Here is a 12,946-nt window from a genome sequence, read left to right as displayed (position 1 = left end):
CACAAAAACAGAACCATCCTTAACAATTTATCTGGAACAGTATCGTGCTTTCTACAGCAAACATTACCATGCAGTTCGGGGCCAAGCCCCTGTTCGAAAACATCTCGGTCAAATTCGGCGATGGCAACCGCTACGGCCTGATCGGCGCCAACGGTTGCGGCAAATCGACATTAATGAAGATTCTCGGTGGTGACCTGGTGCCAACGTCGGGGACGGTCAGCATCGAGCCCCACAAGCGCCTCGGCAAGCTGCGTCAGGATCAGTTCGCCTTCGAAGATTACACCGTGCTGGACACCGTCATCATGGGCCACGCAGAGCTGTGGCCGGTGAAACAGGAGCGCGACCGCATCTACTCTCTCGCGGAAATGAGTGAAGAAGACGGCATGAAGGTGGCGGAGCTGGAAGTCGAGTTCGCGGAAATGGACGGCTATACCGCTGAACCCCGCGCCGGTGAATTGTTACTGGGGCTCGGCATCCCACTGGAGCAGCATAACGGCTTGATGAGCGCAGTGGCGCCGGGCTGGAAGCTGCGTGTGCTGCTCGCTCAAGCCCTGTTCGCCAATCCAGACATCATGCTGCTGGACGAGCCCACCAACAACCTCGATATCAATACCATCCGCTGGCTGGAAGACATACTCAACGCGCGTAACAGCACGATGATCATTATCTCCCACGACCGTCACTTTCTGAACAGCGTCTGTACCCATATGGCCGATCTGGACTACGGTGAGCTGCGCGTCTATCCGGGCAATTACGATGAGTACATGACTGCCGCCACCCAGGTCCGTGAACAGTTGTTGTCCGACAATGCCAAGAAAAAGGCCCAGATCGCCGAACTACAGACCTTCGTCAGCCGCTTCTCCGCCAACGCATCCAAGGCCAAGCAGGCAACTTCGCGCGCCAAGCAGATCGACAAGATCAAGCTGGATGATGTCAAGCCGTCGAGCCGGGTCAATCCTTTCATCCGCTTCGAGCAGGAGAAAAAGCTCTATCGCCTGGCCCTGGAAGTGGATGGCCTATGCAAAAGCTATAGTGGGGTTACGCTATTCCGCGATCTCAATCTAACGATCGAAGTCGGCGAGCGCATTGCCGTAATCGGCCCCAACGGTATCGGTAAAACCACACTGTTGCGCAGCCTGGTTGCCGACATTATGCCGGACAGCGGCACCATCAAATGGTCGGAAAACGCCCGCATCGGTTACTTTGCCCAAGACCATGCTGCCGATTTCGCCGAGGACATGCCACTGTTCGACTGGATGCGTCAATGGGCGCCACCGGGCACCGATGAGCAAATCATACGCGGCACTTTGGGACGACTGCTGTTTTCCGGGGACGAGATCAAGAAATCAGTCAAGGTCATCTCCGGCGGCGAGCAGGGGCGCATGCTGTTCGGCAAGCTGATGTTGCAACGCCCCAATGTCATGATTATGGACGAACCCACCAATCACCTGGACATGGAATCCATCGAGTCGCTCAATCTGGCGCTGGAAAACTATCCCGGCACCCTGGTTTTCGTCAGCCACGACCGCGAATTCGTCTCGTCCCTGGCAACGCGCATCATCGAGCTGTCACCGAAGGGCGTCATCAACTTCATGGGCAGCTACGACGACTACCTGCTAAACCAGAAAGTTGCCTGATTGGGGTTGAATCTGCTGCAATAGAGGGCGCGCGGGGATGACGAATGCCTGAACCGCGCCACCCAACAATGCAAATTCAAGCAACAACCCCTTTAGCGGGAGATACAGTAGATGGCTAAATCATTGCAAGATCAATTGCTTGGACTAGGCTTGGTGGATGAGAGCCGAATCAAAAAAGCAAAAAATGATAAGTACAAACAGAATACGCAAAAGGACAAAAACAAGCCTGGCGTCGTGGATGAGCATAAGCTGCAAGCGCAGAAAGCCCAGGCTGAAAAGGCTGAGCGAGATCGCCAGCTAAATCAGCAACGAAAAGAGGAAGCCGAGCGAAATGCTGTCGCGGCACAGATCAAGCAACTAATAGAGACGCATCGCCAACCAAAAGGTGATGGTGACGTGCCTTATAATTTTATAGACAACGGCAAAGTAAAAAGGCTATTTGTCACTGAAGCGACGCGCGAACAGATTGCTCATGGAAAATCAGCCATCGTACGACTGAATAAGCAGTATGAAATAGTGCCCTCGGAAATCGCCGAAAAAATACGCGCCCGCAATGAAAAGAGCGTGGTTTTTTATAACAACCCGCAACAAAGCGCTAGCAATGATGGCGGCGAAGATCCCTATGCGGACTACAAGATTCCCGATGATTTGATATGGTAGGGTGTGAGGCTCACTTGGAACTCTTACCCTCCAGCGAAGGCAGCTTCACATCTCCCTCTTGATGGAACGGCAGTTCCACTGCTGGACGGGCCAGGTGCACCTTACCTGTAAGGGTGTAACGTACCCCCTGGGTTTGGCCCATGACAATGTCGTTGAGCTGCCGCGCCACTTCCGCCAACGTGCTAACCGCGTCTATTTCGATCACCGCCATACCAAAACGCGGCACAGACACCGGCGCACTACTCATGCCGGATGCAAACGGGCGACCGTTAAGCTGGACCTGGAACTGCACTCCGTCGATGGGCAGATCGAAGTCATTGGGATTCTGCAGGCGCAGCTTGATGTGGTAATGCTGTTCGAAGAGATTGGCATCAGTGAGGCTGATGGCGGCAATATTAACCTGGGGTGGTACCGGCCGCGCAACCAGCCCGGCACAGCTGGACAGGAGGGCTAGAACAAGCCCAAGCAACAGCGACTTTATCATGCATTCGAAGGTCATATTACGCGTAGCTCTCCAAATCATACGGCATAGGTCGGCCAGGGCCGGAATAATCGACCAGGCGGTTATCTTTCTCTGAAAACAGCCTCATACTCCGCCAGCACCTTCTCCCACGTCAAACATCGACTCATGCCGCTCGCGGCTCGCCCGGCCTCATCCCCCCTAACTCGGTGGCATCACCAAGTAACTCATCAAAACAAGCCGCACAGGGATGCGCAAGTGTCGCGGGAGGCAGACTGCATGGACGCAGGCCGCTCATGTCCGTGTGCATCGGAGGTAGGGCATTGTGCCCTTCACCGTAAAGGTGACAATGTCACGGGTGCAACGCAAGGAGCAGTTGCCGAGGAGGCAGGCACGACTATCTTCATTCATAAAATAGCGCGCCTCTGGCCCCGCCACCCACGTAACAGAACTTGACTAATGACTGATAACGCAATTGTAAAAGCCCGACCCGATTTACATGCCCCCTTGAGCAACCAATCTCCGGCAAAACTCAGCCTTTCTTGCACCAATTTTTTTACACTGTACAGTAATATTAACAGCACTGCTGGTCGTTCTGGCGCCAGCATTATCGAATGCTTTTGCGGTTAAAACATGTTCCCCGACTGCTGGATTTTCCCAATAAAATGAAAATGGAGCGCTAAGATCAACGCCCAGCAACACCCCGTCATCATAAAATGCAACCTTGGCTACCTGACCATCACTGTCCGTTGCTGTCGCAGTCAGCATAATCGAGGAACCTAACTCAATTGTTGTACCTGAAGTAGGCGCGGTGAGGGTAACGCTTGGTGGATAAGTCGGTATAGGTGGGTAACGCATGCTAAACTTCTGCAATACATTGCGCGTGATTTGCTGCACCTTGGCCTGGGTATCCGCGCCTATTTGCGGGCCGCCCAAAGTATCCAAGCCCCAGTTCCAGCTCATTGAGCCGGTAGCGAAGACACCTGCCCCACTCGCGGCGGTATAATAAGTCATGTGAGCACAACACGCGGGGCCGGATGCATTAAGGTAAGGCGACGCTCCGATTACAATAATACTCACTGGCGATGAAGCATCCAGCCGATCTTGCTCATAGCCTAGCACACCCTTCAAGGTATCTCCGGGTTGTATAGTTGTTCCTTTGCAAAGCCAACCAGGACAATCCTTGATGACTATATCCCCAATATATGAATTGGACTCATACATCACTCCGACCAAGGCCGCTTCAGGACGGCTAACTATAGGATCCCGCCACTGGAGCGTCGACAAGGGGCCTGGAAACAGCGGGTCCTCATAAGGTGTTTTATATCTATAACCAACGACGGTACGATTAGCATTTCCGGTAGCGGAAGGCTCTAGGCGAATTTGCCAAAACGCTGTATTAGCACCAAAGAATCCAAGATTCACCGTTTTTTTACGTGCGTTTTCAATATTGTCATACATCTCCCTGGTCCAATATTCATCATGACCAACCGATAAAAATGCTCGATGATTTAACAGACGTTCACCAGAAGTATGAGTGTCTATATTGGTGGAGTAGCTTACGTCAAACCCCTCCCGCTCCATAAAACGAACCATGCGATATTCCCACGTCATGAATTCTGCTGTGCCATTATTGCTCTGATAAGGCCGGTTAAAAGAAACCTTCACAGCCGCAGGACCTGCTCCCGGGGGATAATAATCATAGAGACTAGAGCCACCCCAGGCGTTATAGGCCGCAAAGGTTGTCACGCTCGATTGAAACAGAATGTCAGTGGAACGCACATCATCCCGCACCACAAACATAATGTGACTTTGTTTCCCGCTAGATCCCGTTAGTTTGGCAACATAAATCCCACTCACCCATGGACTTGCAATTGAATTAGGAATCGCCAAGCTATAAGATTTATTCCAATTACACTCCACAAGCCGAGTCACAGGATCAAAATTTGGAGCAGGCTGCAGCTGCCTATTCAATTCGATGGGCCCCGCCATTAAACGGCCGCCCAATCCTCCATACCACCCTAACCGGTAAATTGAAATACTATACGTTGGATCAGTGGTATTAACGAATAAGTCAATCGTCCCGCCCGGGGCTACGCTCACGGCTGATGCGTAGCCTTCTATTTCGCCAGCATTTGCTGCATCCGAAATCTGCCACTTTACCGTACCAGGCTTAGCGTTTTCTTCTTGAATCGGATTTGTATGCGCTAAAATTGGAGCACTGCTCAAGCCTAGTAAGGCAAATAAAATGGATCTGCAAATTGCGCTACGAACTACATTTACACCAATTTGTAAGTGCTGGGAAAACATAGAGCCCCCTTGAATGGCCGCTATCACTTGGCAATCATATTTTTAATTCTTAATTTTTTAACAGATTGATAATTATTAATTTAATTTTTTTTCAACCCCCTTCTAATTCTACTACGCCACATTCACTCCAACATCAGAACTGACTTAATGACGGAGGCTTACCTTGGTCCCACACCAACACCTCATAGTGCATCTCTCATTAAAATATAATCTTTGGTGAAACGATGAACTACAGGCGACGCTAACGCTTCCGCAATCGGCCACCAACGCAATTGAGAATGCTGCTCATCAAACACAGGCAATGGGCAATCCATCGGCACATGCGCTATATGCCCAAGCACCACATAATGCGTTGAGATGCCCACATCACCGGCAAAACAATCCGAATAAAAGTGTTCAAACACCCCAAGACAGTGAGGAACAATCTCCCCCGCTGCAAGCGCGGCACCCAGGCCAAGCTCTGTCTCAGCAATACGCGCAAGTGCGGACTGAATAGGTTCGTTCTTTAAAATTCGGCCTCCAGGGACAAACCAGAAACCCTGTGCAGGCCGATTATTACGCAAGCCCAGCAACACTTCCTGAGCGCCCCGCACTACCACCAGATCAACTGAGACCAGGGGTGCCGCGGCTACAATAGCCTTAAAAGTGTTACTGTCGAGCACTGCCAAAAATCAATTGTTTGGCCGAGCCGATTACGAACAAGGTGTTCGTCACCATATAGCGCCGCCAGAGGCGGCGGGGCTCTGAACACAAGCGGTGCAGCCACTCCAGTCCCGCGTTTTGCATCCATTTGGGTGCACGCTTAATTGTCCCCGCATGGTAGTCAAAGGCAGCACCAACACCAATCATCACCGCGTTGACGCGCCCCCGATGGGCGGCCATCCATTTTTCCTGCTTTGGGCAGCCTAGGCTCACCCAGACAGTCGTTGCACCCGAAGCGTTGATCCTGACCACATCGGCCTCGTCTTCCTCATTCGTAGTCACCCTGAACGGTGGCGAATAAGCACCAGCGATCCGTAAGCCAGGAAAAACTTCCGCCAAGCGTCGCTGTAAAATTTCCAATGTTTCCGTCATGCCGCCATAGAGATAGATAGATTCACCCCTTTGTGCGGCCTGCTCGCAGTATTTCCACATCAAGTCGGGGCCATTGATACGTTGCTGATCCGTGTAACCCAGCTTGCGCAGCATCCAGGCAACTGGCGCCCCGTCCGGGGTGGCCATATCAGCCTCTCTCACCACCCGACTGAAGGCTACGTCTTGCCCGGCAGTCACCACCGAATGAACGTTGCAGATACACACGTATCGGCTCTCGCGCCTAGCGGCCCAGCTCGAAATACGTGCAAGCACATGCTCCCAAGTCAGCACATCTATGGGTGCCGATAGCACGGTGGCCGTATTTTTCTCATTCATGGTTATTGGTCATCGAAGAATTTGGTTAACGGGTTTTAAGGGTATTAATTGGTGGGCGGATTCAAATCCCCGACGTCACATCACCTCTCGTCTGGCATATTTTAGTCCTACTGTGTTACAAAACGCTGAAGGGCGCATTGCGGCGTTACCCTTATATATCAAAGCGGACTCAAAATGCTCATATACTTCATGTATGCTCCGCTTTTTCGCCCGCCTCTTATATACAAAGGGCCTTGCACTGCATCCCTTGATCGATTTGTAACACAGTAGGATTGGCCAAGTGTCGCAGGATGACGTCAGAAACACCCTCCTGCTGGGGCGACTTCTCCACCGACAGGCTGGGAGCAGTAGCAACTGCTGCAGAACAGCCGCTTTACGCTCCGGCCTGACACCGAATGCCGCGGGGGACTTCCAAGCCCCGCCCACTTTTATGAGACACAATGACATGCACTCATCTGGACCAATAAGAGAAACCATTTACGAAAATAGTCGAACGTAATCAAGTTATTAGGGGATCAAACCTAAGCTGAATATGCGCCGCCTTAACAATCCATAAAACGAAGAACAAATCAAATTCAACTCAATACTCGCCGAAAGTGTCCCCCAATGGAGACACTATAAATCCTTCCGATAGCAACATCAAGAGCAATACACCTTGGTTTTTATTCATTTTTTTATTAAATGGCATATAAATTGCATATATTAATCCAGCCACCTTGCTCTGTGTAAGTCCGCAAGGATGCCCATAAAAGTTAAAGTCACTCCTTAATCCTGCCGACAATATATGCACATGCTGCAACCTTGTTGAATTAATTAATATAGCAACGCCGATTAAAGCTCTCTCTGTTCTGTTTTTGAAATTTTCTTTGGGGCCTGATCTGCTTACATGACCATGTTGGAGAATTACCTATGAAGGCACGCTTCCCCCTTTTTTTATTGCTGGTTTTACCACTGAAGCTCGCCAATGCGGCCACCTATTATGTGGACTCCAATTACGGAAACGATAAATGGAGCGGAAGCCAATCATCCCGTATCGGCTCGCCCGCAACCGATGGTCCCTGGCAGTCGCTGGGCAAAGTTTCTGAAAAATTGCTGATGCCGGGAGATAGCGTACTGCTCAAATGCGGAGGCATCTGGCACGAAACACTTACGCTTCAAAGCTCGGGCACGGCCGTCAGCCCTATAAACATTGGCGCCTATCCGAACGCTTGCGCCAACAAACCGATCATCAGCGGCTCAACACCTATCCCTGCCCATAACTGGATTCGTGATACTGGCAATATCTATAAGGTATCTTCAGTCATTGATTTGATTACATTCGGCACATTTGAAAATGGCTTGGGCAATTGGACGAAATGGTCTCCGCAAAATGACGCTACAATGAGTCTGACTAATAATTGCGCCCAGACAAATAACACCTGTATGTCCTTTAGCATCAGCTCAGAATATGGCATCGCCACCAGTAATTATTTCTCTATTCAAGGCAAGCAATCTTACATCGCAAGCTTTACCGTGAAGGTGCCACAGGGCGTACAAATTCAGGCGATCCTACGTCGAGGCGTTGCGCCTTGGGATACCGCCGGTCTTGCCGCATCCATAGTCGGTACCGGTACCTGGCAGACTTTTGTCCTACCCTTCGTTGCAACGGCAAGCATATCTAATGCACGCCTGGATTTTGTAGTTCCTGCTGGCTTTAACGTTGGCTTGGACAACGTAAAACTTACCACTGCCATCACCGACGTGAGTGGCGTTTTTGACAGTGGTAAAGCCATCAACGTCGCACACCATCCAAACCGCGGCTACAATTCACTCAAGCCTGAATCACTCTACTATACTATCGCCGAGAACGCAGATAAGGTAAGTATTGCTTCCGGCCAGACTGGCAGTAGTTATCTAACTGCAGGGGCCGATCTTTCTGCTTCAGCCCTTACAGCTATCGCACCGGGCACTGGTATCCGCATCCGCCCTAACGCATGGACTTTAAACGACCGAAAAATCACCTCTGTTTCGGGTTCCAGGCTGTACTTTGACCGCCCTACAGAGGCTTCACTTGAAAAAGGCTGGGGTTATTTTCTCTATGGTCAGCGCTGGATGCTTGATGAGCCAGGCGAGTGGCATTATGACGCCACAACAAAAACCGTCTCTGTATGGATGGCAGACAACGCCGCCCCCGGCAGCCGTATCTCAGTCGGCAAGTCTGCCTCAGGTATCGAAGCCAGTAATCTGAGCCATATACGCATCGACGGTCTAGCAATTCGAAATGTGGGTATGGGAGTGCGTATGCAGCACGCCACTAACATCGTGCTTCGCAATTTGACCATATCCGATACTTTAGGCTTTGGGGTTCGCACCCTGCTGTCAAAAGATAGTGGAGTAGAAAACAGCGAAATTATTCGAACTCTCGGCGACGCTATTTCTGCTTCCCCGGCGGGACTCGATTCAGACCGTTTTCACGCATATGACAATCTCATCATAGACAGCGGCCTTCAATCCAAAAATGGTATCGTTAGCAGCCTGCCTGTTCCTGCAAGAGTGGCAATAGAAGCAGGAAGAAGCGCCATTATTCGGGGAAATCGCATCTACGGAACAGCCTATATAGGTATATTACCATCCAGCAACAGTCTTGTTTCCGGCAACCATATTGAGAATGCCTGTCTGGTGCTGGACGACTGCGCAGCTATTTACACGTGGGGTCAGAACCATAACAGCACTATTGAAAATAACACCATACATCACGTGATCGGTGGTCTTTCAGGAAAGGCGCCCAATCTTGGGAGCCATGCACAGGGTATCTATCTGGACGAGCTTTCCTCCGGAATTACTATCCGGGGTAACACCGTCGTTGACGCTGACGATGGCATTCAGCTCCATAATGCCGCAAACAACCGCGTCGAAAACAATACCTTGTATGGCAACCGCCGCCATCACATCTGGCTACAGGAGGGGAGTAACCGCCTGAGTACAGATGGGGATATTCATAGCAATCTCGTTCTTGGCAACCGATTATTTTCAACCTCGACCGCACCTGCAATCCGACAGGAGACCTATCTGCTAAAAACCAACACGGATCGCTTTGCAAGTTATGATCGCAATCTCTATTTCACCTTTTTGTGGACCACCATTTCCTCTGAATCCTGGCCGGGTGGAGCGGCAGTTTACACTCTGCCAAAATGGAAAGCTGCTGTTACCTCTACTAATCTACCGCGTAATCTGGATCCAGCATCCCGCGAAGTAAATAGTGCCACTATGGGCTATGCCGCATTTCGTACACTCGGTGGGAATATCGTACCTAATGGCAACCTCAGCTTAAGCACAACGGGCTGGGGGTATTGGAATCAGACAGCCCCTCATGGCCAATGGGCGTTGGAACAGTGCATGCCTACCAGTCAATGTTTGCGGTATACGGCCGGCGCCTCAGAGAGTCTATTGAACAGCCCTAATTTCTCCGTGCAGCAAGACCAGTGGTATAAAATCAGTTTCGATCTTAAAACCGGCACCAATGGTCAAGCGGTTTACGTTGCGCCGCGCCGTGGGGGGGGCGGCAGCAATGGCTATGAAGAGCTGATGGGAGTCCCTTACAAATGGAAGCTGGCGGGAACCACCAACTTGCAACGTTATAGCTTCATTTTCAAGGCGATTAAAACCGTAAACGCAAATGACCCGGCCACCTTGGACAGGGGTGCCAGAGTCGATTTCCACGGCATCCTTCCAGGCGAGAATATAACTGTGGCAAATCTTGAGCTCGTGCCTTTAAGCGCTTTAGAGGCAACACTGCGTAGCCATGCGCTCATTAACCCTACTGGTACGATATTGGCTGCAAACTGCCCCGATGGAAACAACGCCCTGTTATGCAGCGAGTATGTTCGGTTCACCGATAGCCAAAGCATAACCTGGCCTTACGCCATCCCGCCGCATGGGTCGGAGGTCATTTATTCTCGCGACAGCAGCCTAACTGATGGGGATGGTGATGGCATTCCGGACTATCAGGATACGTGTAAAGGAACTCAAGCTTTGCAAGTGGTTAACGCAGCCGGATGTGCTTTAGGGCAGTGATGAGAAAAGCAATGTGAGTGGAGGCGATTTTAAATGGCAAGTTTTTCATCCAAAATCGTCTGCGCGGCTGTTCGACAAAGCTCAGCCGCGCACTGCTCACGCCACCGCTGCACCATCGGCATCACCATGTCGAACCATGTTCAGCGTAGAGTGCGCGCTGACAAGGCGCCAAATGCCATCGCAAACTGCATTCTTTGCTGCTTGTTTGTCTGCACTGCGGTGTACTCAGCATCCAGTCGCGGACCAGGTGTCAGCGTCTGCCAGTTATGCGCCAATACCGCCGCGATATCTTCAGGATTGTTTGCATCAAAGAAAAAAGCAGTCTTACCTTCGGTTTGCTCACGGTGTATAGGCAAATTGGAAAGCAGCAGGGGTGCACCCACGGCTTTAGCCTCTTCCACTGTTGTGCTCCAGCCCTCAAAAAACGAAGGATTCAACACCCCGACAGAAAGTCTCATCAACGGCAAAATATGTTGAAAAGGAATTAAACCCAAGAAAATGAATTTCTCTTCAAGGCCGCAATTTTTAATCAGGTCGAGTACGTGCCGAGGATGGTCGGGGTGACGACCATCTTTAGGATTACCACTCGCCACAATGACGACATTACCGCCTGACAGTTTGATACGATTTAAGGCCTCGATGACATTGAGATGGTTTTTATGCTTCCACAATTGGTTAGGCATAAAAAAAAACTTTTCCGGCAAACCGTACAGATTCCGAATCTTTTGCAACTCGGCAAAGTTTTCCACAGCAGCCACCCTCACCGCAAAAGGAACTGCATCAACGCGACCTGTTGAATTGGGGTAAAAGGTTTCGCAATCCCGCTTTGCATCTTGGCTGCTCACCATGATTCGCGTTGCACAATGACTCAACGCCCAATACCCCACATCACGCCAGTAATAATTGAACTTGCTAAACATCACCGGCAAGCGGCGATGTTGAAAATCCGCAATCCATGCCAAGGTTGGAATGCCAAAGCGGCAACCATACCAAGCAGCGTGCTGAAACACGACATCAATATGAGCCCGCCTGAATTCGCGCTCCGCCAAGTAATCGCGCTGCAAACCAAAACCACAAACAAGCCGAGCCAACCGCATCAGTTTATAGTTATTCCATACCGTACTTAGAATCGGAGGTTCAGCAAGATAGGGGGACAACCGCGCTAAAAGTTCAGGATCAGTATCCGTCCCAGCGAACAGCACCGGGCGCACTTTACAATTGGGCTGCTCGGACAAAGCCGACAGCAGATTTTCCAGATAATTAATTCCGCCCGTCCAACCCGCTCCACCAATTAAGCTAAACGCAACCCTCATGCGGACGCCTGAAAATTGACGCGCTTGAACCAATCCACATAGTCAGCTATACCCGCTTGCAAACTCATCTTCGGCACGAAGCCAAGGGACTTTGCTAGAGCCACGTCTGCCACCAGATATTGTGGATCACCTTGACGATTCTTACCGCTAAAACTCAACTGAGTACCCATTCCCCACGCAGTGCAAAGTTGTTCGGCGACCTCGCGCACAGTGACCGCAGAACCCGTACCCCCATTGACGATAAATCCATCATGGCTTGCATGAGATGCGGCGATACGCAGAAGTTCAACAGCATCTGAAATATGCAACCAGTCCCGCATTTCGTTGCCCGACCCCCCCAACCCCAATCGCGTTGCATCGCCTGCCAACCGACCACACGAATCCCATAACAACTGTTTCCTTAGCTCTGAACCATACACAGAAAACAGCCGCACGATGGCTACATGCAAGCCAAAGTTCTTGCCATACGATTCAAACAACTCTTCTGCAATACGTTTGTGGTAACCATAAGGTGAATAGGGTGCCAGCGCATCGGTTTCACGAATTGCCTGACTGTGCCCCGCGCCATACACTGCCGCGCTGGATGCCAGCACCAAACGTACCTCGGGCGCAGCCAATCGCGCCCACTCAAGCAACTCCGCAGCAGATAACACCGAACGGCGAAAATCCTCTTCAGGTGCTAACAAAGAAGGCCCCACTGAACTGCCACCCGCCAAATGAAACACCACACCAGGCGGCCCCACATTTGACTGAATAATATCCAGATTGCGCTTGGTCACATCGCCGTTCAGCCAATAGCTCACGCCCCACGCAACACGCTCTGATTCAGCCCAGGCACCATGACCGATCCCACACACCTGAGCTCCATGTTGGTGGAGTGCACGCGCCAGATGCCGTCCGACAAATCCTCTAGCACCAGTAATCAGGGCAAACTTCATTTATCCTATTCCGGTTTGTCTGCGACGAAAGTGTATAAGCGCCCAAGACGACGATCCAGCACAGCAAGAATACTCCGACTTATTTGGAAGCCAATCTCAGAGAAAGCCATACGCGCAAAGCACGCAGCCCCTAACCAATGACTAAAACGGGCAAGAAACAACTCG

General features: G+C 51.0%; 9 protein-coding genes. 3 read left to right on the top strand and 6 right to left on the bottom strand.

Annotated features, from left to right (window positions below; translation table 11 throughout):
• Window positions 1–44 precede the first annotated feature (44 nt).
• Together M3A44_08210 and M3A44_08205 are read left to right on the top strand one after the other, a co-directional pair.
• Window positions 45–1,637: an ABC-F family ATPase gene (locus tag M3A44_08210; GenBank protein MEQ6341626.1), complete on the top strand. Its 1,593-nt coding sequence runs from the start codon at window positions 45–47 to the stop codon at window positions 1,635–1,637.
• A 111-nt stretch (window positions 1,638–1,748) separates the two neighbouring features.
• Complete coding sequence (locus M3A44_08205; GenBank protein ID MEQ6341625.1) at window positions 1,749–2,297, top strand: DUF2058 domain-containing protein; 549 nt, start codon at window positions 1,749–1,751, stop codon at window positions 2,295–2,297.
• 10 nt (window positions 2,298–2,307) lie between these two features.
• On the opposite strand, the gene M3A44_08200 is transcribed toward M3A44_08205, so the two are convergent.
• The 4 genes from M3A44_08200 to M3A44_08185 all read right to left on the bottom strand — a co-directional run bounded on the left by M3A44_08200 (window position 2,308) and on the right by M3A44_08185 (window position 6,477).
• Window positions 2,308–2,796 (bottom strand): LEA type 2 family protein, encoded by a 489-nt coding sequence (locus M3A44_08200; GenBank protein MEQ6341624.1) that lies wholly within the window; start codon window positions 2,794–2,796, stop codon window positions 2,308–2,310.
• A gap of 456 nt (window positions 2,797–3,252) precedes the next feature.
• A complete protein-coding gene (locus tag M3A44_08195; GenBank protein ID MEQ6341623.1) occupies window positions 3,253–5,067 on the bottom strand; it encodes an Ig-like domain-containing protein in 1,815 nt (604 codons plus the stop codon).
• A gap of 182 nt (window positions 5,068–5,249) precedes the next feature.
• Window positions 5,250–5,729, bottom strand: a complete 480-nt coding sequence (locus M3A44_08190) for an NUDIX domain-containing protein (GenBank protein ID MEQ6341622.1) — start codon at window positions 5,727–5,729, stop codon at window positions 5,250–5,252.
• On the bottom strand, window positions 5,716–6,477 hold the full coding sequence (locus tag M3A44_08185; protein MEQ6341621.1) for a WecB/TagA/CpsF family glycosyltransferase: 762 nt from the start codon (window positions 6,475–6,477) through the stop codon (window positions 5,716–5,718). Before M3A44_08185 ends, M3A44_08190 begins: the two co-directional genes overlap by 14 nt.
• 909 nt (window positions 6,478–7,386) lie before the next feature.
• Here M3A44_08185 and M3A44_08180 point away from each other — a divergent pair.
• Complete coding sequence (locus M3A44_08180; protein ID MEQ6341620.1) at window positions 7,387–10,530, top strand: right-handed parallel beta-helix repeat-containing protein; 3,144 nt, start codon at window positions 7,387–7,389, stop codon at window positions 10,528–10,530.
• 140 nt (window positions 10,531–10,670) lie between these two features.
• On the opposite strand, the gene M3A44_08175 is transcribed toward M3A44_08180, so the two are convergent.
• Window positions 10,671–11,843: a glycosyltransferase family 4 protein gene (locus M3A44_08175; GenBank protein ID MEQ6341619.1), complete on the bottom strand. Its 1,173-nt coding sequence runs from the start codon at window positions 11,841–11,843 to the stop codon at window positions 10,671–10,673.
• A complete protein-coding gene (locus M3A44_08170) occupies window positions 11,840–12,781 on the bottom strand; it encodes an NAD(P)-dependent oxidoreductase (protein MEQ6341618.1) in 942 nt (313 codons plus the stop codon). The genes M3A44_08175 and M3A44_08170 overlap by 4 nt, the downstream gene beginning before the upstream one ends.
• Between the last annotated feature and the right edge of the window lie 165 nt (window positions 12,782–12,946).

It is taken from the genome of Gammaproteobacteria bacterium (assembly GCA_040183005.1).
GTDB lineage: Bacteria > Pseudomonadota > Gammaproteobacteria.
The sequence above is the reverse complement of the archived record's forward strand: the minus strand, read 5'-3'. Positions and strand labels throughout refer to the sequence as shown.